The 25687-nt window shown below is 30.8% G+C and carries 20 protein-coding genes and 1 pseudogene; 4 read left to right on the plus strand and 17 right to left on the minus strand.

The genetic code is table 11. From position 1 onward, the window contains the following. Positions 1 to 36: 36 nt before the first annotated feature. From ACZ41D_RS11120 to ACZ41D_RS11130, 3 genes and pseudogenes are all read left to right on the plus strand, one after another. Positions 37 to 710, plus strand: a pseudogene (locus tag ACZ41D_RS11120) (polyphosphate polymerase domain-containing protein). Positions 711 to 808: 98 nt separating this feature from the next. After that, positions 809 to 1480 (plus strand): DUF4956 domain-containing protein, encoded by a 672-nt coding sequence (locus tag ACZ41D_RS11125; RefSeq protein ID WP_464151475.1) that lies wholly within the window; start codon positions 809 to 811, stop codon positions 1478 to 1480. An 11-nt stretch (positions 1481 to 1491) separates the two neighbouring features. Then, positions 1492 to 3171, plus strand: a complete 1680-nt coding sequence (locus ACZ41D_RS11130; protein WP_464151476.1) for a CotH kinase family protein — start codon at positions 1492 to 1494, stop codon at positions 3169 to 3171. Positions 3172 to 3298: 127 nt separating this feature from the next. On the opposite strand, the gene guaA is transcribed toward ACZ41D_RS11130, so the two are convergent. The 5 genes from guaA to ACZ41D_RS11155 all read right to left on the minus strand — a co-directional run bounded on the left by guaA (position 3299) and on the right by ACZ41D_RS11155 (position 10400). Next, entirely contained in the window at positions 3299 to 4831 is a 1533-nt protein-coding gene (gene guaA, locus ACZ41D_RS11135; protein WP_464151477.1) for a glutamine-hydrolyzing GMP synthase, read from the minus strand. A gap of 23 nt (positions 4832 to 4854) precedes the next feature. Next, positions 4855 to 6309, minus strand: coding sequence for an IMP dehydrogenase (guaB, locus tag ACZ41D_RS11140; RefSeq protein WP_464151478.1), 1455 nt, complete (start codon positions 6307 to 6309; stop codon positions 4855 to 4857). A gap of 302 nt (positions 6310 to 6611) precedes the next feature. Continuing rightward, the gene (locus ACZ41D_RS11145; RefSeq protein ID WP_464151479.1) at positions 6612 to 9158 is read right to left on the minus strand and encodes an ABC transporter permease; all 2547 of its coding nucleotides are present in this window, start codon (positions 9156 to 9158) and stop codon (positions 6612 to 6614) included. Positions 9159 to 9170: 12 nt separating this feature from the next. Then, on the minus strand, positions 9171 to 9836 hold the full coding sequence (locus ACZ41D_RS11150; protein ID WP_464151480.1) for an ABC transporter ATP-binding protein: 666 nt from the start codon (positions 9834 to 9836) through the stop codon (positions 9171 to 9173). A 150-nt stretch (positions 9837 to 9986) separates the two neighbouring features. Then, positions 9987 to 10400, minus strand: coding sequence for a hypothetical protein (locus ACZ41D_RS11155; RefSeq protein ID WP_464151481.1), 414 nt, complete (start codon positions 10398 to 10400; stop codon positions 9987 to 9989). Positions 10401 to 10609: 209 nt separating this feature from the next. Here ACZ41D_RS11155 and ACZ41D_RS11160 point away from each other — a divergent pair, with 209 nt between their 5' ends. Then, positions 10610 to 11365: a sugar phosphate isomerase/epimerase family protein gene (locus tag ACZ41D_RS11160; RefSeq protein ID WP_464151482.1), complete on the plus strand. Its 756-nt coding sequence runs from the start codon at positions 10610 to 10612 to the stop codon at positions 11363 to 11365. Between the two features lie 30 nt (positions 11366 to 11395). On the opposite strand, the gene ACZ41D_RS11165 is transcribed toward ACZ41D_RS11160, so the two are convergent. The 12 genes from ACZ41D_RS11165 to groL form a co-directional block, all read right to left on the minus strand. Further along, positions 11396 to 12313 (minus strand): sensor histidine kinase, encoded by a 918-nt coding sequence (locus tag ACZ41D_RS11165; protein ID WP_464151483.1) that lies wholly within the window; start codon positions 12311 to 12313, stop codon positions 11396 to 11398. 3 nt (positions 12314 to 12316) lie between these two features. Beyond that, positions 12317 to 12994, minus strand: coding sequence for a response regulator transcription factor (locus ACZ41D_RS11170; RefSeq protein ID WP_464151484.1), 678 nt, complete (start codon positions 12992 to 12994; stop codon positions 12317 to 12319). Positions 12995 to 13464: 470 nt separating this feature from the next. Continuing rightward, a complete protein-coding gene (locus ACZ41D_RS11175) occupies positions 13465 to 14286 on the minus strand; it encodes a metallophosphoesterase (protein ID WP_464151485.1) in 822 nt (273 codons plus the stop codon). Positions 14287 to 14392: 106 nt separating this feature from the next. After that, on the minus strand, positions 14393 to 15454 hold the full coding sequence (locus tag ACZ41D_RS11180) for a 4Fe-4S dicluster domain-containing protein (protein WP_464151486.1): 1062 nt from the start codon (positions 15452 to 15454) through the stop codon (positions 14393 to 14395). A 252-nt stretch (positions 15455 to 15706) separates the two neighbouring features. Then, the gene (hxlB, locus tag ACZ41D_RS11185) at positions 15707 to 16264 is read right to left on the minus strand and encodes a 6-phospho-3-hexuloisomerase (RefSeq protein ID WP_464151487.1); all 558 of its coding nucleotides are present in this window, start codon (positions 16262 to 16264) and stop codon (positions 15707 to 15709) included. Positions 16265 to 16286: 22 nt separating this feature from the next. Beyond that, positions 16287 to 17318: an ABC transporter permease gene (locus ACZ41D_RS11190; protein ID WP_464151488.1), complete on the minus strand. Its 1032-nt coding sequence runs from the start codon at positions 17316 to 17318 to the stop codon at positions 16287 to 16289. A 20-nt stretch (positions 17319 to 17338) separates the two neighbouring features. Beyond that, positions 17339 to 18364 carry an ABC transporter permease gene (locus ACZ41D_RS11195; protein ID WP_464151489.1) on the minus strand — a complete coding sequence of 342 codons (1026 nt, stop codon included), beginning with the start codon at positions 18362 to 18364 and terminating at the stop codon, positions 17339 to 17341. Then, complete coding sequence (locus ACZ41D_RS11200) at positions 18330 to 19919, minus strand: sugar ABC transporter ATP-binding protein (protein WP_464151490.1); 1590 nt, start codon at positions 19917 to 19919, stop codon at positions 18330 to 18332. The genes ACZ41D_RS11195 and ACZ41D_RS11200 overlap by 35 nt, the downstream gene beginning before the upstream one ends. 97 nt (positions 19920 to 20016) lie before the next feature. Further along, positions 20017 to 21057, minus strand: a complete 1041-nt coding sequence (locus ACZ41D_RS11205; protein WP_464151491.1) for a substrate-binding domain-containing protein — start codon at positions 21055 to 21057, stop codon at positions 20017 to 20019. A gap of 118 nt (positions 21058 to 21175) precedes the next feature. Beyond that, a complete protein-coding gene (locus tag ACZ41D_RS11210) occupies positions 21176 to 22150 on the minus strand; it encodes a LacI family DNA-binding transcriptional regulator (RefSeq protein ID WP_464151492.1) in 975 nt (324 codons plus the stop codon). Positions 22151 to 22184: 34 nt separating this feature from the next. Beyond that, on the minus strand, positions 22185 to 23660 hold the full coding sequence (gene xylB, locus ACZ41D_RS11215; RefSeq protein WP_464151493.1) for a xylulokinase: 1476 nt from the start codon (positions 23658 to 23660) through the stop codon (positions 22185 to 22187). Positions 23661 to 24041: 381 nt separating this feature from the next. Beyond that, positions 24042 to 25676, minus strand: coding sequence for a chaperonin GroEL (gene groL / locus ACZ41D_RS11220; protein ID WP_464151494.1), 1635 nt, complete (start codon positions 25674 to 25676; stop codon positions 24042 to 24044). Between the last annotated feature and the right edge of the window lie 11 nt (positions 25677 to 25687).

Raw genomic sequence — 25687 nt, forward strand, 5'->3', positions numbered from 1 at the left:
TTTTGCAAAGCAAAATTGGATGAAGGAGGAAAATAAATGATTTATCGTCATGAGCTTAAGCACCGTGTAAATATAGCTGATTATTATATACTGCGAAATAGGCTGAAATATTTAATGGACTTAGATCCCCATGGTGATGAAAATGGTATGTATCTAATTCGTAGTTTGTATTTTGACAATGCAGAAGATAAAGCTTTAAGAGAAAAAATTGATGGCGTTGATAATCGAGAAAAATTTCGCATACGTTTTTATAATAACGATAAAAGCTATATTCGTTTAGAAAAAAAAGCAAACGTAGGGGCCTTAATAACAAACTAAGTGCAGTGATAAACTATGAAGAAGCAAAAGCAATTATTAATTGTGAGTGGGAAAAAATCAAACAAATAGATAAACCTTTAGTAATTGAACTGTACTCAAAAATGCAATCTCAACAGCTAAGGCCGCGAACTATTGTGCAGTATAAAAGGGAAGCTTATATTTACGCTCCTGGAAATGTACGCATCACCTTTGACACAGAGCTAAAGACAGGTTTATATTCAACAAAGTTATTTGACCCAAGTATTCCTATGATTACACCAGTAGAACCTGTTGCTTTGCTTGAAGTGAAATATGATGAGTTTATACCAGACAACATCGTCAGATTGTTGCAGATTAAAGGTCGATATAAATCTTCATTTTCAAAATATGCTGCATGCCGCAGATATGGATAGACATGTAAAGTTAAATGAGTAATTTCAATTTCCTCAAATAAATGAATTGAATAATTTCTAAAAAATATTATAATTTAATAACTTAAGGAGGATGAAAAATGAATTTTAATGATATTTTTAAATCTAGTTTTATTGAAAAAGTTACTGCAGTTTCACTTACTGATATGGTACTAGCTATTGCGTTAGCTTTTGCCATTGGGCTTTTCATATTTTATGTATATAAAAGAACCTTTAGCGGTGTAATGTATTCTTCAGGATTTGGCGTTTCTTTAGTAGCTCTTACTATGATTACAACAGTAGTAATTTTAGCGGTAACAAGTAATGTTGTTCTTTCTCTTGGTATGGTAGGTGCACTCTCTATCGTTCGTTTTAGAACAGCTATAAAAGACCCACTTGATATAGTATTTTTATTTTGGTCTATAGCTATAGGCATTGTATTAGCAGCAGGATTAATCCCTTTAGCTGTATTTGGCAGTGTATTTATTGGTATAACTCTTGTTCTATTCGTTAATAAGAAAATAAATGATGCTCCATATATAGTTGTTGTTAATTGTGATGATGAAAAATCTGAAAATGCTGCAAGAAATTTAATAGAAAATAATGTTACAAAAAGCGTTGTAAAAAGTACAGGTGTATCAGAAAATGGTGTAGAGTTAACAGTAGAAGTAAGACTTAAAGATAAAGATACATCCTTTATTCACAGTCTTGTTAAGCTATCAGGAGTTTCAAACGCTGTATTAGTAGGATATAATGGAGATTATATGAGCTAGGAGGTGAGGTGTTGATTAGGCACAAATATATTGATAGAATTTGTATTTTAATATGCATCCTAGCTATTATCCTTACAATAATTTTTATGAATGGTACTTCACTTGGCATTGTATCAAAAGACGAATCACCTTACCAAAATAAACTCTTTGATGATACCAAGGTACACAGTATAGATATTGTTATAGATGAAAATAACTGGGATGATATGATTCAAAATGCATCAGAAAAAGAATACACAGTATGTAATGTTGTTATAGATGGTGAAAACTTTAATAATGTAGCCATTCGTACAAAGGGAAATTCTTCTTTGTCCATGGTTAAAAAAATGGATTCAGACCGCTACAGCTTTAAGATTGAATTTGATCATTACGACAATAGTGAATCCTATTATGGACTTGACAAACTGTCCCTTAATAATATTATACAGGATCCCACTTATATGAAAGATTATCTTTCATATCATATGATGAATGAAATAGGAATTGCAGCACCTCTAAGTAGTTTTGTAAATATCACTGTTAACGGTGAGGATTTTGGATTCTATGTAGCAGTAGAAGGTGTAGAAGAGTCCTTAATAGAACGTAATTATGGAAGTGTTTCTGGCAAATTATACAAACCTGATAATAATGAAGTAGGAAACAAAGGTGGTATAGATAGAAATATGCAAAAAAGTAGTGTATCACTTCAATATATAGATGACAATTTAGACAGCTATAATGATATTTGGGATGGTGCAATTTTTGATATTACTGAAAGTGATAAATACAGATTATTAGAATCTATAAAAAAATTAAATAATGGAGAAGATTTAAATACAGTCGTTGATATTGAAAGTGTACTTAAGTATTTTGTTGTGCATAATTTTGTGTTAAATTTTGATAGCTATACTGGAAATATGCAACACAATTATTACCTATATGAAAATGAAGGTCAACTTTCTGTAATTCCATGGGATTACAACTTATCCTTTGGAGCATTTACAGCTAGTCTGGGGGCAAGAGGAAATACAAACGGAACAGAAATGGTAAATTTTCCTATTGATTCCCCAGTATCTGGCACTACTATGGAGGAGCGACCTCTACTTGGTAAACTATTAGAAGTCCCAGAATATAAGGAACTTTATCATCAGTACTTTGATGAGTTCATTGCTGATTATTTTGAAAGTGGAAAATTTGAGCAAGAGTTTGACCGAGTTGTCAACTTGATTTCAAATTATGTAGAAAACGACCCAACAGCATTTTATAGCTATGAAGAGTTTAAAAAAGGAGTAGAAACTTTAAAGGAATTTTGTCTACTTCGTGCACAGAGTGTTCGAGGACAGCTTGATGGAAGTATCCCATCTACTGAAGAAGGACAGTCTTCTGATAGCAGTTCATTAATTGATGCAGATTATTTGTCTATGTCTGATATGGGTTCTATGAATATGGATACTAATACTGATATAAAACAAGGCCAAAAGATAGGTGAAAATAATAGAAATGATAATTTTAATGCAGCACCTAGACCAAATATGGGACCACCACCTGAAAATGAACCACCAATAAACGGAAGAGGATTTAATGGTCAAGATATCTCAAATATTCAAAATTCAGTGGATAATGTTAACTCAAATACATTATATCTTTTACTAGCTTCCATAGTAACATTGATATTAGGTACAATATTTGTTGTAAAGTATGAAAGAATATAGTGTTTGTATTATTCAAAAATTTAACCTCATAGTAATTATATAGTTTTTTTCAGTATATTAAAGTATCTCCATCATATAAAAAAACCTCTATGAAACTTATAATTTAAAATTCATAGAGGTTTGTTCTTTATTCCCACTCAATAGTAGCTGGTGGTTTGCTTGTTATATCGTATACTACTCTATTTACACCTTCAACATTGTTTACTATTCTATTGGAAATTTTTTCTAAAACATCAAAAGGTATTCTTGCCCAATCTGCAGTCATTCCATCAGTACTTGTTACACCTCTTAAAGCTATAGTATATGAATAAGTCCTCTCATCTCCCATAACGCCAACGCTTCTTATATTCGGTAACACTGCAAAGTACTGCCATATTTTACTGTCTAGCCCTGCTTTCTTGATCTCATCTCTAAATATCCAATCTGCTTCTCTAAGTATAGAAAGCTTTTCTTCTGTTACTTCTCCAAGAACTCTTATAGCAAGGCCTGGGCCTGGGAAAGGTTGTCTGTTTACTATTTCATCAGGTATCTTTAACTCCCTTCCTACCTCTCTTACTTCATCCTTAAATAACTGTCTAAGCGGTTCGATAATCTTAAAATCAATATCTTCAGGAAGTCCTCCAACATTGTGGTGACTCTTAATAACTGAAGCTTTATCAGTACCGCTTTCGATAACATCTGGATAAATAGTACCCTGCACTAAAAAGTCTATATCAGTAAGCTTTTTCTGTTCTTCTTCAAAAACCCTGATAAATTCTTCTCCAATTATCTTTCTCTTTCTTTCAGGATCCGTAACACCCTTAAGCTTATTTAAAAACCTATCCTGAGCATTTACTCTAATGAGATTCATATTAAATTTATCTCTAAATATCTTTTCAACTTGGTCTCCTTCATCCTTTCTCAAAAGACCATGATCAACAAATACGCAAACCAAGTTGTCGCCTATAGCTTCATGTACAAGAACTGCAGCAACCGAAGAATCTACACCACCTGAAAGAGCACATAATGCTTTTTTATCTCCTACTTCTTCCTTTATTCTTTTTACTGATTCTTTTACAAAGTCTCCCATGTTCCAATCTTCTTTACAACCGCATATATCAAAAAGGAAATTCTTAATAATGTCCCTACCTTGTTCTGTATGCTCTACTTCTGGATGAAATTGTACTCCATATAGTTTTCTCCCTGTATCTTCCATAGCTGCTACTGGACAAAAATCTGTTTTTGCAACTATCTCAAATCCTGATGGAGCATCTTCAATAAAATCAGTATGACTCATCCAACATATAATGTTATCATTGATATTTTGAAGTAATTTGCTGCCTTTTTTTACGTCTAATTTTGTTTTGCCGTACTCTTTTGAAGCAGCTCTATTAACTTTTCCACCCAAAGTTTTTGCCATTAATTGGCTGCCATAACATATCCCTAAAATAGGTATTCCTAAATCAAATATTCTATCATCACACTTTGGCGAATTATCTGTATAAACACTTGCAGGCCCTCCAGAGAATATTATTCCTTTAGGTGATCTCTCTTTTATCTTATCTATACTGTAATCATAAGGGACAATTTCACAATAAACATTTGCTTCTCTAACTCTTCTCGCTATAAGTTGGCTATACTGTCCTCCAAAATCCATTATAAGAACTATATCTTTTTTCATTCCCTTCCTCCTCAAATTCTTTATTACTCTCCTGTGCTATAGTTTGGAGCTTCTTTAGTTATATGGATATCATGAGGATGGCTTTCTCTAAGTCCGGCACTTGTTATTCTAATAAATTTAGATTTTGTTTTTAAGTCCTCAATAGTAGCTGCTCCACAATACCCCATACCTGATTTAAGTCCACCTATAAGCTGAAATACAGTATCACTTAACGGACCTCTGTATGGAGTCCTGCCTTCAACGCCTTCTGGAACAAGTTTTTTACTTCCTTCTTGGAAATATCTATCTTTACTACCAGCCGCCATAGCACCCATTGAACCCATTCCTCTATATACTTTAAATCTTCTTCCTTGATAAAGCTCTGTTTCACCGGGACTTTCTTCTGTTCCAGCAAATAATGATCCTATCATTACAACATTAGCACCTGCTGCTATAGCTTTAGTAATATCCCCCGAATATTTAATTCCTCCATCGGCTATAACAGGTATACCATATTTTTCAGCAGCTTTTGCACATTCATCAATAGCTGTTATCTGAGGAACTCCTACACCAGCAACCACTCTTGTAGTACAGATAGAACCTGGTCCAATACCAACTTTAATAGCATCTGCACCTGCTTCAATTAAATCAATTGTAGCTTCTGCAGTAGCAACATTTCCAGCTATAACCTGAAGTTCTGGATATTCTATTTTTATTCTCTTTACAGCTTCTATAACTCCTTTAGAATGTCCGTGGGCAGTATCTATAGTTATTACATCAACTTTAGCTTTTACTAAAGCATCTACTCTTTCAAGCATATCATTAGTAACTCCTACTGCTGCACCAGCTAAAAGCCTTCCATTTTTATCTTTGGCAGCATGCGGATATTTTATTGATTTTTCAATATCTTTTATAGTAATAAGCCCAGAAAGAACATTGTTTTCATCTACTAAAGGAAGCTTTTCTATCTTGTACTTCTTCATAATATCTAACGCTTCATCCATAGATATACCTTTTCTAGCAGTTACAAGATTATCTTTAGTCATAACATCAGCAATTCTTTTTGTAGTATCGGTTTCAAATCTAATATCCCTATTAGTTATAATCCCAACAAGTTTCATATTGTTATCAGTAATAGGTACTCCTGAAATACGATATCTTTCCATTAATTCTAATGCATCAGAAACAATATGGTCTGGTGATAAATAAAAAGGGTCTGTGATAATACCATGCTCCGATCTCTTAACTTTGTCTACCTCCATAGCTTGCTTTTCAATACTCATGTTTTTGTGAATTATACCTATGCCACCTTCTCTAGCCATTGCAATAGCCATTTTTGCTTCTGTAACAGTATCCATACTTGCACTCATAAGAGGTATATTTAGTTTTATTTTTTTTGTAAGATATGTTGACGTATCCACATCTCTTGGCAAAACTTCCGATTTAGCTGGCACTAGTAAAACATCATCAAATGTTAAACCTTCACCTACGATTTCCATTTAATTTCCTCCTTTTAATCATTAATGTTTACTTAGTTACTACAAAGCCATAATTTAGGTAAATATTTTCTACAATATTTCCTATATATATTTAAGGGGATTGCATATAATTTCTTAAGTATACAATAATTATGCAATTCCTTTGCTTTAATAAGAAATCTTAAACTTACTATATATCATTAGTAATAATACAATTATTTATAAAAAACATCGTAATATTTTTCTTTATACCTTAGCAGAATTTAATTATAATGTCAAGAATTAATATGTGGAGAAATTGAAAAGAACCCTGATTAGGGTTCTTATTCAGCTTCTCTTAGTTGTTCAACTAAAGTTTCATTATTAGTTCCTTTATAGGATATAAAAGGAATAACCGCTGAAATAATTAATAATATAGGTATAGAAATTAGTATTGGTAATACTGTAAAGTGATATTTAAAAAACCATATTTGCCCTGCTAGTGCATTAACTATAAAATAAGAAAATATATTTCCAATAGTCAATGTTATAACTATTGTAAGTATGGCATGATACAAACCTTCAAATACAAGCATTTTATTAAGCTGCTTTCCAGTCATTCCTATACTTTTCATCATGGCAAACTCTCTTTTTCTTGTGATTATACTTGTAAGTATTGAGTTTATAAAGTTTAATATTCCTATAAATCCAACTATAAAACACAGCACTCCACCTATAATCAAATACATATGCTGAACTTGATTAAACTCATTGACATAAGTTTGTTTTGATTTATAACTCATCATAGGCTCTATATTATTAGTATAATTTTCTAGGAATTTTTCTATAGCTTCAGTATTTTCATCATCAACATCAAAAGCATAATTGATAAACATTGGTTCTTTCACTTGAGATATAAATTCAGTTTCTGGGAGAAAGCATATCATCCCATCAATATAATAATGTCTTATAGAAATATTATATGGAATACTTGCTATACCCATTACTTCATATGTCTTCTCTGTGTTGTCATCATATTTTATGGTTATCTTTTCACCAATGTTATAGTAACTTCTATTGTCTCCTTCTTTAGAATTTATTGGTATACTAGTTAGTATATATTGTCCAGTATTAAACTTTTCTTTATCAAATTCTCCTTGCTTAATTTCTAATTTATCTAGAAGAAAATCATTAAGTCCATAAATACCTAATGATATTTCTCTTGTTTTCTTTGCTTTTATTATTTCATTTTTGTCGATTGTGTCAAGCTGTTTTATATATTCATCTGGATAAATATCATTAAAATTCTTTAAACCAACGTTACTTAACCTATGCAAATTATACATATAGTAAGTCTTACCAGATTGTTTGACTCCTTCCATGCTATTAATTTCATTAATTAGATTTTGCGACGGCATATCTTCTTCAAATGCAAATGAAAGACTATTATTAAAATAATTTACATGCCCTACAATAAAATCAGTTACTGCTTGATTGCTTAAATATTTATCCATATCAAAACCTGTTGTTATAGTATAAACTACGTTTAGAAGTATTAAGCTAAGTGACATAGAAACAATAACTACTATAGTCTTTTTCTTGTTTCTAAACAAATTAGAAAAAGCCATTTTGTGTATTTTAGCGCCATTTGATGTTTTTTTACTTTTCTTTTTATAGTGTAATTCTACCCCTGTATACCGTACAGCTTCAATAGGTGAAACCTTTGATGCTATTTTACTTGGTTTTCGTGAACTTATAAATACAGTCATTAATGAAAATAAAGCTGCACCAATAAATATAATTGGGCTTGCTGAAATGCTGATATTTTTTATATCTGTTATACTTACTATTAACGGCAACAACATAACACCAAGAAAATACCCTAGTAACAATCCTATTGGAATACCTACTACAGAAAGCAAATATGCCTGTTTTCTCACCAGCTTTTTAATCTGCTTTGAAGTGGTTCCTATAGTTTTTAGCAATCCGTAAAACCGTATATCTTTTGTAACTGAAATATAAAAAATATTATATATAATCAAATATCCAGTAAAAATTATAAGTAATATGGCACCAATAATTGTAATTGCAGTAGTAATATCTATTGTATTGAAATTTGTTGACATATAAGCCCAATTTACACCATAATCTATATCCTCAAGTTCATACCCACTTTCTGTTATTACTGTTTGTATATTTTCCTCAATATTTAAACTGTCTTTAAACATTATATCTGCAAATACTAATCCAGAGTCAAGATGATGTTGTTTCTGGTAATTTTGATCCAAATTTGCTAAGTTTTCATCTATAAATGCTTGAGACACCCATACTTGACTTGCCCTATTAACCACATCACCTTCCCAGTATCCAGAGAGAACAAAATCTTTCTTAAATTTTTTACCATTTATTGAATACTCTAATGTTATTGGAGAACCTATTTCATGAGGTATTCTAAGCATATCCAAAACTATAGTGTCCGTTGCTATTTCATTTATTTTCTGTGGCATTTTCCCTTCTGTTGGATAACTAAAATACCATTTTGCTTCATTATCAGTAGCAAATCGCATCTCTGTCTGCCTTTTAATAAGCTCTTCATTTTCTGCAAAACCAACTAAGACAGAGTACCCAATCTCCTTAATCAAAGGGTGATCTTTCATATTATTATATTCTTCATAAGTAAGGTATTTTAAAGACGCATGAGCAGAACCTCCAGTTTGTCTCATAGTTTCTTCCTCCATGGATTTTACCATTCCCATGCTTAAAGTAAAAAAAGTAGTAAAAAGCACAGTAGTAAGTACAATGGCAATTACTGCAAAAACATTTCTAAGCTTATTGTTCTTTAAGCTTTTACGGGACAAATTGTTTATTACTTTTTGATTATTATTTCGCACTTGACTCACCTCCTAGGAAACAATCTTTCCATCTTCAATTCGGATTATTCTATCACAAAGTTGTGCTATATCCTCATTATGAGTAATCATAACTATTGTTTGATTAAATTTCTCACTTGTAACCTTTAAAAGTCCTATTACTTCTTGACTTGTTTTACTATCTAAATTTCCAGTAGGCTCATCAGCTAAAATTATAGCTGGTTTTGTAGCTAACGCTCTTGCTATTGCAACACGCTGCTGTTGCCCTCCAGATAAATTGTTGGGAAGATTACTTAATTTTTCTGTCAAGCCTAATGTATGTATTATATTATTTACATAATCTTTATCTATAGTGTTTCCATCGAGTTCAATAGGAAGCACTATGTTTTCATAGACATTTAAAATGGGTACTAAATTATAATTTTGAAATACAAATCCTATATTTCTCCTTCTAAACACAGTCAATTCATCATCATTCATCTTAAATATTTCCTTATCTCTAACAATTACCTCTCCACTTGTAGGCCTGTCAAGACCACCTAACATATGAAGTAAAGTAGATTTGCCTGAACCTGATGTTCCTACAACCGCTACAAACTCTCCCTGATCTATTTCTACACTAACTCCATCAAGAGCTCTTACTATATTAGGCTCCTTACCATAGTATTTTTTTAACATATTACTTTTAAGTATACTCATCATAACCCCTCCATAAAAATAAAATTGGATTATACCCTTTGTATAATCCAATTATAAAATCTAATTCTTACATACTCCTTACAAATTTAAATATTTTTCTTTCAATTCTGTAAGAAAAATATATCTAGGGGACAGTTCCGACGATATATTTTATTTACTATATTGGCTAAATATTTCCTTTAAAGATTCATTATCCTCTTCCATTACCATATCATATACAGATTTCTCATTTGATGTAATGACATATGGATCAGCTCCTGCTTCTAACAAAATTTTTGCCATATCACAATTACCCATTACCAACACCATTTCAATAGGATATTGCCCTTGAGAATCTTTTTCATTAATGTCTAATGAATCACTTTCTATTATTTGATTTACGAGGCCAATATCATTTTCCAAAACTGCTGATGTAAGCTGGTCAATAGTAAAATTAAAATCCTTTTCTTCAATATCTTCCACTACTTTATCCTTTGCAAATAAAGACCCATTGCCTAAATAAAATAGTAAAGCAACTAAAATTACCACAATTGAAACAATAATAACTTTTCTTTTTCTTAACATATAATACCCCCCTAACTAATTTTTATATCACCAGAACCATCTCTATGATATATATGTAACAAGTTTTATTTAAATATAGTTATGAAATATAAGCTATTATGATAAAATAAAAAACAAGTGAGGAATTTGCATAATTACTACAAAATCAAAACCTAATAATTTATTATATTATGCAATTTCCTCAAATATTAAAATATGGAGGAAATAATATGCATAGCAAAATAATTAATTGTATAAGTACTATAGATTCTTTCAATAAAGATTTATATAGCAAACTAGGATTAGGTGTAGAAATCCAAGATTTTACAAATCCAAATTTGTTAGATAATGGTTATGAAGAAATAGCAGAAAAATATAGTATACTTCTAAAAAATTTCCCTAACACAATATCTTTACATGGTCCTTTCTTGGATTTAAAACCTATTAGCCCAGATAAAACTATTAGAGATGCCAGTATCAATAGATATTTACAAGCAATTAATATTGGTAGTAATTTAAATGCAGATTATATAATATTCCACAGTCAAATTAATCCATATCTAAATGAACCAAATATAAAAAAAATAAATAATAATCTAAATAAAGAATTTTGGCAAAAGATATTAAATCAAGCAAGTTATTTCAAAGGTACAATATTGATTGAAAATATATTTGAAAATGATCCTTTGATGCTAAAAGAACTTATCGATACAATAAATTTACCTAACGTAAAAATATGCTTAGATATAGGTCATGCTATTCTTAGTAATGACATACATAATTGGGTGGAAATTTTAAAAGATGATATCGTCTATATACATTTTCATTGGAATAATGGTATATATGATGAACACATGATGCCTTCTAATGAAAATATTTTGTATTTGAAAAAAGTACTTGATAAATTTAACTTAAATCCTCATATAGCTTTAGAATATGAAGTTAACAATGTTACAGATGAAATCAAAAAATATAAAATATTTTAGACGTAAAAAAAATTGCCCGAGGGAATTGCATTATGATATATTTTGTAAAAAAATAGAAAATGTACTTCCCTTTCCTAATTCTGATTTAACCGTTATATATCCCCCTTCCTTAGACAATATAAGCTGTGAAAGATAAAGACCTATTCCCATGCCTCTATAATCTGACACATTTTCACCTCTGTAAAATCTCTTGAATATATTGTTATAATCTTTTTTATCTATGCCAATACCTTGGTCTTTTATTTCTATTTTTGTATATATTTCAAGAGGAATAATTTTAATGTTGATTTTAGAAAACTCAGGTGAATATTTGATAGCATTTTCTAAAATATTAGTTATAGCTTCACAAGTCCATTTTCTATTATGTAAAAGCTTTATATCATCAAATTCTTCAACTGTAATTTCAATATTCTTGCTGCTAGCTTGAGAATAAACTGAACTAACAGCTTTTGCAACAGTTTCTTTTATGTATTCATAATCAGGTGTAAAGTCTATTACCCCTGTTTCCAACCTTGACATCTTTATCAAAGATTTCATAAGCCAATCAATTTTTTCCGACTGTTCTTTTATCCTCGTCAAAAACTCTCTATACTCATCTTTATTTAAATTTTGATTTAGTAATATATCTGTATACATAGATATGTTTGCGAGAGGAGTTTTTATTTGGTGTGAAATATCACTAATTAGTTCTTTAATAATTTCTTTTTCTTCTTCAGTTTTATTTACATCCCTATTTATCATTTCTATAATGCTCTTTGCTTGATATGCTAATTTTGACTGTCTAGAATCTTTTACTTCCGAAATCACGATATTATCTTTCCTAGACAATATTTGTTCTAGGATATAGCTGATTGTATCAAACATTTTAGCTACATACCTTCTGGAAAAGTATATTACTAATATACATATAAAGCCAGCTGCAATAACAATACTAATTATGTTCTTCATTTTCTACTCCTCACACCACATATACCCCATACCATGGACAGTTTTAATATACTTAGGCTTAGACGGGTCATCTTCAATTTTCTTTCTAAGTCTTCTTATATTAACAGGTAATGTATTTTCATCAACAAAATTTCCACTATCATCCCATAAATTTTTTAATATTTGCTCTTTTAATAAAACTTGCCCTTTGTTTTCTATAAGATATTTTAATAGCTTAAATTCAGTAACACTAATAGGCACTTCTTTATTAGCCTTGTATACTTTAAAGCTGTCTAGGTCAATAATAACTCTACCAGATTTAATCTGATTAGATTTATGATTAACTGCATTTCTCCTAAAAATAGAGTTAACTCTTGCTATCAAAACAGAAATAGAAAATGGCTTTGTAATATAATCATCTGCACCTGAATCTAATCCTTCAATCTCATCAGTTTCAAGATCTCTTGCAGTTAACATAATAATTGGAACAGAAGATATAGCTCTAATCTCTCTACAAAAATCAACACCATTTCCATCTGGAAGATTTAAATCTAAAATAATCATATTTATATTATTATTTTTAAACAATTCTTTAGCAGTTTTTATATTATGGGCAATATATACCTCATACCCAGCTTTATTAAGGCTAAAAGAAATCCCCCTACTTAGCCCCTTATCATCTTCTACTATTAAAATATTCAAAACTTCACCTTCTTCCATATATCATAGGGACTGTTCCGATGATATATTTTAATACATCACCTATCTAAATCCTTTAGACCTTCTTTTTGTGATTTTAGCAATAATAAAAGTCCAAGGATAAACCTAATTATTAGTTCAATTATTGAAAACTTTACTTCCAGCGTACTAACTGAATTTTTAGGAATATAGCCACTATTAAAAAATGATATCTTTGGTATAAGGCTAAAGAAATTATGATAAGTTTTTTATTCCTGTAATAATAACATATACAGCTAATATTCTGCACGCTATATTTGCAATACTCTTTTCATTCAACTTTTACCGCTCCTTTTATAATATGAGGAATTTGCATAATAAAATATTTTGTTAAAATTTATAACTTACAAAATCATGACTCTATGATAATTATGTAATCTAATTAATATTATAACAATTTCACAATATTCTTCCAATATAAATCTTTAATTAATTTATTTTTCTAAGGTAACAACTATTAACTCTGGTCTATTAAATAGCCTTTGTGGGAAAATACTATTTCCCAAGCCTCTACTTACTATCATTTTTAACCCATTTTTTTCGTAAACCCCTGACGTGTATTTAGGTAATATCCCTTGATCTGGTGCTATTAATCCACCTATATAAGGTAATCTTATTTGTCCGCCATGTGCATGTCCTGTAAATGCAATATCAATAGGATATTTGCTGTAGTAGTCTATTTTATCAGGCCTGTGAGATAGCAATATGGTAATTTCTCCTTCATTAATATCGTCTGTCAATTTTCTTAACTCTTGGTCATATTCAAATCCGCTATCAAAAAAGGCATAATCGTCTATGCCTAAAATATTAATTTTAGAATTACCCTTTATTAATTCTACTTTTTTATTTCTCAGCACTTTTGCATTAGATTTAATTAACTTTTCTTTAAGGTCATCAAATTTCCCTGACCAAGCTTCATGATTACCTGTAACATAATAAACTGAACATACATCAGCTAATTGCTTCACTAAGTTAAGACTAGGCTCTTCGTTGTACCTTCTTCTATCAATTATATCTCCAGTTATCACCACAATATCTGGATTTATGTCATTAACATATTTCATAATCTTCTCTTGGTTTTTACCAAAGTTTTTATTATGCAAATCTGATATATGTAATATCTTATATCCAGAAAATTCTTCTGGTAATTTACTGTATTTAAAGCTAAACTGCGTTATAACTATAGAGTTATTTTCACGATATAAAAATATTATTACTAATACAATAATTAGTCCTAAAATTACTTTTTTGAACATATTTCCACCTTACTTCTAATATTTCCTTTACTGATTCTTCTAGCATACTATTATTTATTGATTCCAATGATATTATTAAATATATCATCAGCACTATCCCCACGATTTATTTTAGCCAGTCAAGAGGTTCTTTTATATATGGTCTTATTCCATATTTTTCATCGTGCTCTTTTAATATTTTTTGTATGATTTCTTTTGATTCTTTAATCTTATCTATAAGCTCAATATCTATGCCTTGGCTAAATGGACAGCTGGTAATACATATACCGCAATCTGTTCCTAAACTTCTCCATATATTATAGCAATTTTCTTGCTTTATCCTCCATCTTTTTACTCCATCTATCTCTTTTGCTTCACCAGATGGTATAGCCTTTCCTGGACATGTTCTTACGCATCTTTTACACATTGTGCAAAATTCTTGTAACCCAAAGTCTATCTTCTCATCTGGAATAAGAGGCATATCTGTTGTTACTACACCAAGCCTTACTCTAGAACCATATTCCTTAGTTATAAGAATTCCATTTCTTCCTATATCCCCTAGCCCTGCATTCCTAGCTACCAAAGGTGCTATTACCAAGTAATTACCATCCATATGATTTCTAGCATCATAACCTAATTCCCTTATATAGTATGACAGCATCATTCCAATTATTGCTGCGTCAACATAAGATTTTGATACTTCTATGATTTCAGATACTTGTGGTGCCCTATTCATCATTTCTTTATCCATTTCTACTGCAAATGTTATCCCATAAGTATGTTTTGGTTCTACTTTATCACCATATGACTCAGCTCGTCTTCCTCTGTAACTATAATAGTAGTAATCCTCCATTTTTGCTATGCCAACTAGTTTTGCACCATAATGTTTAGCAAGCCCTTTAAGCTTAAAACTCATCTGTTCCGGATTTATTTCTACTTTCTTAGGATTTACATCTCCCTCTACAAATCTATTAATATCGCTGAGAAATCTAAAATTTGCATCTGCTATTGGTGAATTAACAGGACTATAAAAGGCTGTACCCTTTTCACATAAATTAGGTTTTGCCCTTATTTTATCGTCTATTTCCTTTAAATCTTTATTTCTGGAATAATAATCTTCATATTGAGGGGTTCCTTTTTTATAGCTCATTCTAGCAAACATAGTATCTCTTTCATCTATTCTCTTCAATTCTTTCACCCCATTTGTGATAATTAAAAAAATTATTTGATAATTCTAATTCTTTTATTTCAGCCACACATTCTTATTATATTATAATATAAATTATTAATTTAGAAAATTGCGTATTAAGATATTTCAAGTAATTTTGCAATTTCTTCTATATATAATAAAAAATGCGAGAACATAATTAACAATCTGCCCTCGCATTTTTTCATTCTTAAAAACATATCAAAAATATATCGTCGGAGCCGTCCCCACGATTTATTCGAAGTTACGGTGTCTTGCTGACATTTCTTCAAAGGTAGTTTCACTTGAATCAACGAGCATCATAATTATCATATCAAATAATATGAATAATGACTGCTCAAATAAATTACCCATTGGTTGAATAGATGGTACTACATTATCTTTGCCTTTATATACACTAGCAGGAACCCATAATATATGGTCTGCTAACTCGCCAGTTTTTCTATCAGGCACTCCTGTAACCAATGCAATCTTTGCACCTGTTTTTTTCACTTCATTTACAACATAGTGTATATGTCCTATTTCACCAGAACCTGAAGTAAAGATGAAAAGGTCATTTTTTTCAACTGCTGGTGTAGTATCGTCCCAGCACCAATGTACTTCTTTGCCATAATGCATAAGTCTCATAGCAAATGCTCTAGTTGCAAGGCCTTCTCTACCTACACCCATTAAAAATATTCTATCTGCCTTATTTATCATGTCCATAAGCTTATTCACATCATCTAAATTAATTCTTTCAAATACTTGCGAAAGTTCATTTAAAATTTTTTTATACATTTCATCATATTTCATATATTCTACCACCTTTCTATAATTAGCTTGCTAAAGTAGGAATTTCTTTTGCTTTTTTCGTTTTCCTACCTTTTTTTCTATTATTAACAATATAGTTAATAATCATTACTACAAGTAACATAGCACCCCAAACTAATTTTTTAGCATAAGGAGTAAATCTAAATATAGTAAATGCACTCTGTAAAAATTGAAGAATTGTCATTCCTAATACAACGCCAACGATTTTTCCCTTCCCACCATTAGGATCAAATCCGCCTAAAACAGCGACGAGAATTGCCTGTAATTGATAGGTATCTCCAAATCCCATTTTTGCTGAATTAACTCTCGAAATCATGATAATAGCTGAAAATCCAACTAACAAACCAATAAGGGCATAAGTTTTTATTATAAGCTTTTCTGTATCTACCCCTGAAAACCTTAATGTTACAGGGTTTTCTCCCAACATATATATCTGTTTCCCTGTTTTTGTCTTTGAAAGAATAAATGAAATAACTATAAAGGCAATAACCAGCATAATAAAAATATATGGTATTTCAAATAAAGTTTTAGAACTCAATCTTGAAAAGCCCTTCACAGCAATTCTTACACTTTCTCCATTAGTTAAAGCCATACCAATCCCCGTATAAAGGATCATAGTACCTAAAGTTGCTAATATAGGTGGTATAGAAAACTTAGCAATTAATATTCCATTAAAAACTCCACACAATGTAGAACACAATAATGCTGCAAATACTGCTGTAAAAATTACTACTATGGAACTCATATCCTGGATGTTGAAAAATTTACCGGACATAACAAATGCTGCTATCACACCAGAAAGGCCTGCATTTGCTACTATTGAAAGATCAATACCTCCTGTCAACATAGCAAGTGCCATTGCTATAGCAAGAAATCCAAATTCACTTACTTGAAATGCCATTGATTGAAAATTATTAAGGGAGAAAAACTTATCTCGTAACAAAAAACTAAGTACTGCTGTAACTAGTACAAATATAGTTACCAAAACCGAAAGGTTTATATCTTTTTTTATAATTTGCTTTACACTTTCCCTCATAATCGATCCTCCTTCTCTATTTACTCTGTAAACATCAAATGCTTGCGGTTAAATGTTCTTGCTTGGTAGGAAATAATTGAAATGCTAACAATAAGGATCGCACCTACAAACAAGTCATTCCAAGAGGTCGAAAGTCCAAGAAAAACAAGTGTAGATTTAAACATCTGAATAATAGCTACACCAAGTATAGCACCAAATATAGTTCCTTCACCACCTGAAAGTCTTATGCCACCTATAACAACAGCAGCGATAACCATAAGCTCAGTTCCTACTAATGAAACAGGATTGATAAGGTCTATCTCCGAAAAATAGATAATACCCATTATACCTGAAAGCATACCCATATAACAATATATAAACAATTTAGTCTTAAATATATTTACTCCTGCTCTAATAGCTGACTCCTCAGAATTGCCTAATGCAAATATACTACGGCCAAGCATAGTTCTATAAAGAATAAACCAAGTAGCTATAATAACTGCTAATACAACTACAGTAAATACTGATAACCCATAAGTTTTTGCACCATAAGTTATAGTAAATAAATTTGCCCTTCCAAAATTGAGAAGTGATTGAGGCTTGTCTGCAACTGTGATACTCTTTGTCCCAATAAATGTAGTCATAAATCCATAAAATATACTAGAAGTTCCTAAAGTAACAATAAGTGTTTGTAGCTTAAATATATGAATTATTAAGGCATTTATTGCTCCAAGAATAATTCCTATTATAACTGAAATACACATAACAAACATGATATTATCTATGCCAAGATACATCATTAATTTTATGGAAGAATATCCGCTTACTACTGCTATAGCTGTAAAAGATACATCTATTCCCCCAGAAATAAGAACAACTAACACTCCTAATGCTAAAATCATCGTCCCTGATGAAGTTTTTAATAAGTCAAATAGTGTATTTAAACTTAAAAAATCCTTATTTACAAAAGCAACTAATATTGTATACGATATCAAAATACCTAATAGATATTTTTCCATCTGTCTCAGCTTTCTAAATGGTCTTTTTTGCCTTAATTGATCTTTCATCCTCATTTTCTTTCACCCTCTGCTGTTTATTTTCCTCATCTTTATATTTTTTATCAGGATTATTTATTAGTTCAAATATTCTCTTTTGAACATCTTCTTTTTTAAGGTCATCTTCGTCTAAATATTTTATTATCTCTCCATCGTGCATTACCAAAACTTTATTTGCATTGGCTAATATTTCTTCTATCTCATCGGAAATTATAATAATACCCATTCCGTTATTTGCATAATTGTGTATTTTTTCATAAATTTCTGCTTTTGAACCTATATCAACACCTACAGTAGGTGTATCTAGTATAAATAGTTTAGGATCAGTAACAATCCACTTACCAATAACAACCTTTTGCTGATTTCCTCCAGAAAGCTTTTTGACCTCAATATTAACATTTTTATTGTTAACATCCATATTATAAACTGTATCAGTGGCAATATTTTTTTGTTTCTTTGAATTAATTACTCCTATTTTACCTTTTATTTTATCGAGAATGGTTGATGTAATATTTGTTTTCACACTCTGTTGAAGAAAAAGCCCCTGTGAATGTCTATCTTCTGGTAATAAAGCTATACCATACTTCATAGCGTCATTAGGAGAATTTATCTTAACTACCTTGTTTTCTATTAATATTTCCCCACTATCTGGAGGATTAAGACCAAATAAAGATAATGCTATCTCTGTTCGTCCTGAGCCTAGTAATCCTGTAATTCCTAATATATCTCCTTTTCTAATAGAAAAATTGATATTTTTATACATTCCAGCTTTATTAAGATTTTTAACTTCAAGTATCTTTGAATCATCTGAATAAGTTCTCTCATATCTCGGATACTCAACTTCTCTACCAGTCATATAGTAACTTAAGCTCTTTGGATTAAGTTCTGAAGCGTTAAAATCACCAACTTTATTTCCATCTCTCAGTATAGTAATACGGTCTGATATTTCGAATATTTCATTTAATTTATGACTAATAAATACAACGGAAATACCTTTCTTCTTTAATTCCATGACAATTGAAAGCAATCTATTGACTTCTTTTTTCGTCAAAGCTGTAGTAGGCTCGTCCATAAAAAGTATTTTTGCATCTAAACTTAAAGCCCTACATATAGCTACAAGCTGCCTATTAGCTATAGAAATATTTCTTATAGGTGTGTCTAAATCAATATTTACACCTATTTCATCAAGCTGCTTTTGTGCAATCTCTCTTATTTCCTTCCAGTTAATAAACCTTTTTTTGTCATAAATCATTTTATTCATAGCTATATTTTCTGCAACTGTTAAATGCTGGAATAGTGATAAATCTTGGTATATTACTTGTATTCCTTCATTAATTGCAGTAATAGGGTTTAATTTATTATACTTCTTCCCATCTATTGTTATTGTTCCTTCGTCAGGAGTATAAACACCTGCAATAATCTTAACAATAGTTGACTTTCCACAGCCGTTTTGCCCAGCAAGACACATTATTTCTCCTTCATTTATTTTTATGCTTACATTGTTTAAAGCTCGCACACCTTCAAAATTTTTTGTTATGTTTTCTGCTATAAGAATAGGTTTTTGCATATTAATCCTCCTAGGTAAAAAGATTTGCACAAAATATATTATACTAGGGAATTACATAATAAAATTTATTTATTATGCAATTCCCCAAGCTACTTAATTAGAATGGATAATTTCCAGGCTCAAATGTTCCTTTTTTCAATATTAATGGAGCATTACCATATACAATTTTATCTTCAATTTTTATATTGTCATACCCATCTCTATTTAAATCCATTCCATCTTTTATTTCTTCGCCTTCTAATATTTTATATGCAAGGTTACAACATACATAACCAGCATCTGCAGGCCTCCAAGTTTGAGCGTGAACCATATAGCCTTCTTCGAGATATGGACCTGATACTGATGGTATACCAAGACTTACTACCTTAACGTCCTTGTTGTTCCTTTCTTTAAGCACTGAAGCCATATTACTTCCTGCAGAAACTGATGTGCCTACAAAACCTTTTAAATCTGGATAGGCATTTAAGATCTCTAGTGCTTTATCTCTAGCTATCTTGTCATCATTCTTATCTTCATAAGGTTCTTCTGATACAGCTTGCATATTTGGATAATTTTCTTTTATGTATTCCATACCTGCATTATACCAAGCCATATGAGTTTCCATAGTAAGTCCACCAACCATAGCTGCAAACTTTCCTTCTCCACCCATAGCTTTTGCAAGTTCTTCAAACATTAATTCTCCAAATGACTTATTGTCAAATGCTTCAACATCGTAATCAACTATGTCTGTTAATCCTCCAGCTTCATGGCTAATAATAACAATTCCTTTATCCTTTGCTCTTTCAAGAACAGGTCTCATAGCGTCAGGATCATTTGGCACTACACAAATTGCATCAACGCCTTGTGCAATTAAATCTTCTACCATCTGTACTTGTTTTGCTGGGTCGCCACCTTCTGGAGCAATTTGCCAAGCTTTGACTTTGCCTTTAAATTCATCGTTAAATTCTTCAACACCTTTTCTCATATCATCAAACCAAGGGATACCTTCATGCTTAGCTACCATAACTATTTCATATACATCTTCGTTCTTTTGGTCATCTGCACTTTGCTGCTCTGAACCACAAGCTGTTAACATAGATGCTATCATTAAAATAGAAACCATAATTACTAATATTTTTGAACTTCTTTTCATTTTCATTATTTTCCCTCCTAAAATTTAATTTTTATTCCATATTTATGTTATATGAATTGCTGAATAGTATTTGTTATTCAGCATTCTATAACCTAATTTAAATTACAGTACATTGTACTTAATTTTAAGATAGGGTTGTTTCCCTTTTTATTAATTTCGTTTCTACAATATAATCTTTAATAGGTACTTTTTCGCCATTAATCAACTTGATTAATAATTTAATAACAGTATTGCCCAATTTTTGTACTGGCTGATTTATAGTGGTTAAAGAAGGATATAATAATTCACCAATAAAACTATTATCAAACCCAATAATTTGAGTCTCTTGTGGAATACTAACTCCCATTTTTTTAAGTAATCTCATTACTGTTGCTGCAGCAATATCATTAAAAACAAATATTCCATCATATTTTCCTATGCTTTTTATCTTATTAATATTACCTGCAATCATCTCTACTTGAAAATCACTTTCAAATTCTATGCAATCGATTTCAATATTCTTAGACTTAGCTCCATCTAAAAAACCTCTATACCTCATCTCTGTTGCTTCAAAAGACTTAGGGCCTTTGATATGCAATATCTTTCTACAACCTTTTTCATATAAATGTTCAAAAGCCATTTTCCCACCATTATAATTGTCTGCAGATACTGTTATAATGTTATCTGATATATGATTTTCAAATGCTATTACTGGAATATCAATATTCTTATATTCTTCACTGCATTGACTTCTAGAAGCAATTATTCCTGCTACCCTATGGCTTCGTAAAACTTCTAAATATTTTTTTTCCTTCTCTTTATTATCATCGGTGTTACATAAAAATATAGTATATCCCATATTATTTGCATATTTTTCAATTACTAAGGCCATTTGGTTGAAAAATGGGTTTGATATATTTGGAACCATTAACCCTATAGTATTAAAATGTTTTGTAAAAATCGCTCTAGCCAATGCATTTGGTACATAGTTTGATTCTTCTATTGCTTTTTTAATCTTTTGTCTTGCTTCTTTGCTTACATAACCAGTACCATTTAAATATCGAGATACTGTAGCAATACCTACTCCTGCTTTTTTCGCAATTTCTCTAATATTGGACATGGATAGTTTCACCTCAATCCAACTCTTGTGTTTGCTATTGTTTAAACCATTCTTTTAAGCATCCATATAAAGATTGATATTTCTTATATATTCTTTCATAATACTTTGTGTTTTCTTTTATTGGATTTATTTGATTTAAAGATTTTATTAAATTCTTACAACCTTCTTCTACATCCTTATATTGTCCTGAACCAACTCCTGCCAAAATAGCAGCTCCTAATGCCCCACCTTGATTAGTATTAATCTCATTAATTGGATATCCTAATATATCAGCAAGGATTTGCTTCCACAATTTACTTTTTGCTCCCCCACCAATAATTCTTATTTGATAAATAGGAACACCTAACTCTTTTAATATTTCAAAAGAATCTTTAATTCCAAATGAAACACCTTCTAGTACTGCTCTTGTTAAATCTCCTCTTTTCACTTTCATATTAAGGCCTATAAAAACTCCTCTTGCATCTGGATCCGCATATGGTGTTCTCTCTCCCATTAAATAAGGTAAAAAGATTACTCCATTACTACCTACTTTACTACCCTCTGCTTCTTTAAGAAGTTTATCAAAAGACTCTCCACTATTTACATCTTCAATCCACCATTTTAAACAACTAGCTGCAGAAAGCATAACTCCCATTAAATGATATCTCCCATTTGCATGGCAAAAAGAATGTAATTTATTTTCCTCATCTAGTACAAAATCATCACATGAGGCAAATACCACTCCAGATGTTCCTAATGTAATAGATACCATTCCATTTTCTACTGTACCTGTCCCAATTGCTCCAGCTGCTTGGTCACCTGCACCTGCAACAACTAACACTTCTCCTTTTATACCAAGGAAATCTTTTATCTCATCTGATAACACTCCTGTTACTTCATAAGATTCATAAAGTTCTGGAAGCATAGTTTTATCAATTTCTAAAAAATCCATCATTTCCTCAGACCATCTTCTATTTTTAACATCTAAAATAAGCATTCCAGAAGCATCTGAAACATCAGTAGCATAATCTCCAGTTAGCTTATACCTTATATAGTCTTTAGGAAGAAGAATGTGATTTATTTGTTTAAAAATATCTTTATGGTTATTCTTAAGCCACAATATCTTGGGAGCAGTAAATCCTGTAAGAGGTTTATTTCCAACTAATTCATTTAATTTCTTTTGTCCAAAAAATTGTTCTATTTCATTACACTCATTAATTGTTCTTTGATCATTCCATAAAATAGCTGGAAACAAAACGTTACCATTTTCATCAAGAGCTACTAAGCCATGCATTTGACCGCTAAAACTTATGGCTTTTATTGCGTCCCTTGGAAGATCATAATTATAAATCAATTCTTTTAATCCTGTTTTTGTTTGAATCCACCAGTCATCAGGATCTTGTTCTGCCCAATTTGCCTTTGGATAGTAAACTGGATATTCCTTTACAACATTTCCCAATATTTTACCATACTCATTCATAGCTAATAATTTTACAGATGATGTACCTAAATCTATACCAATATATATCATATTTACTACCTTCCTATTTTTTCTTAACTTTGAACTAATATAATCATAAGTATGAAACATGTTCCATATAGGGGGGCAATGACTTTTTATCTTTAAAAATATAAATCTCTATGAAACACGTTTCATATTGATAATACCACAAAAAATCATAATTCGTCAATGACTAATTTTAGAATTTAGAAAATTAAAAATTTCACAAACATATATATTAATGAAACAAGTTCTAACCTCAAAATTTATTAATACACTATTTAGAATAATACTTGAAAATAGTCGTGCAGATTTTTTATAATAAAAAACACGAGGACATATCAAAACATATCCTCGCGTCTTTTATTTGTATAAAATATATCGTCGGAACCGTCCCTATGATATATTTTATTACATCATTCCTGGCATTCCGCCACCCATTCCTCCTGGCATTGCATTAGATTTTTCTTCTTCAGGTTCATCAACAACTGCACTTTCAGTAGTAAGTACCATAGATGATACTGAAGCAGCATTTTGTAAAGCTGATCTAGTTACTTTAGTTGGGTCTACTATACCTGCTTTAATCATATCAACATATTTTCCATTTAATGCGTCAAATCCAACGCCTTTTTCACATTCTTTAACTTTTTCAACTATTACTGAACCTTCAAGTCCTGCATTAATAGCTATTTGTCTTACTGGTTCTTCTAAAGCTCTCATTATAATAGCTATACCTGTTTTTTCGTCTCCTTCTGCTTCGTCAACTAACTTTTTGATAGCTGGAATAGCGTTGATAAAAGCAGTTCCACCACCAGGTACTATACCTTCTTCAACTGCAGCTCTTGTTGCAGCTAAAGCATCTTCTATTCTTAACTTTCTTTCTTTTAGTTCTGTTTCTGTAGCTGCACCAACTTGAATAACTGCAACTCCACCAGATAATTTAGCTAATCTTTCTTGTAATTTTTCTTTATCAAATTCTGAAGTAGTTTCTTCTATTTGAGTTTTTATTTGTTTTATTCGATTTTCTATTTCTGACTGTTTTCCTTCTCCGTTAACTATAGTTGTATTTTCTTTATCAACTTTTACTGTACGAGCTTTACCAAGCATTTCAATACTTGCTTCTTTAAGGTCATATCCTAACTCTTCAGAAATTACTTCTCCACCTGTTAAGATAGCAATATCTCTTAACATTTCTTTTCTTCTATCACCAAATCCTGGTGCTTTTACAGCAACACAATTGAATGTTCCTCTTAATTTATTAACAACTAATGTAGCAAGAGCTTCTCCTTCTACGTCTTCAGCGATAATTAATAATTGTTTACCTTGTTGAACTATTTTTTCAAGTATTGGTAATATTTCTTGAATGTTTGATATCTTCTTATCTGTAATTAAAATATATGGATCTTCTAATACAGCTTCCATTTTTTCTGTATCAGTTACCATATATGGTGATAGATATCCTCTATCAAATTGCATACCTTCAACTACATCAAGAGTAGTTCCCATTGATTTTGATTCTTCTACAGTGATAACTCCATCATTACCTACTTTTTCCATAGCCTCAGCTATTAGGTTTCCTATTTCTTCATCTGCAGCAGATATTGAAGCAACCTGAGCTATAGCTTCTTTGCTTTCAATCTTCTTTGATGATGCTTTTATTTCTTCAACTGCTTTTTCAACTGCTTTATTTATACCTTTTTTCAAAATAATTGGATTAGCACCAGCTGCAACATTTTTTAAACCTTCTCTTATAATTGCTTGAGCTAATAATGTAGCTGTAGTAGTTCCATCACCAGCAACATCATTTGTCTTAGTTGCAACTTCTTTAACTAATTGAGCTCCCATGTTTTCATATGGGTCTTTCAATTCTATTTCTCTAGCTATAGTAACACCATCATTTGTAATAAGTGGTGAACCAAATTTCTTACCTAATACTACATTTCTTCCTTTAGGTCCTAAAGTAACCTTAACAGTATTAGCTAATTTATTAATACCTTTTTCCATTGAACGACGTGCTTCTTCTCCAAATCTTATTTCCTTAGACATTAAAATCACAC

The organism is Brassicibacter thermophilus (genome assembly GCF_055378355.1).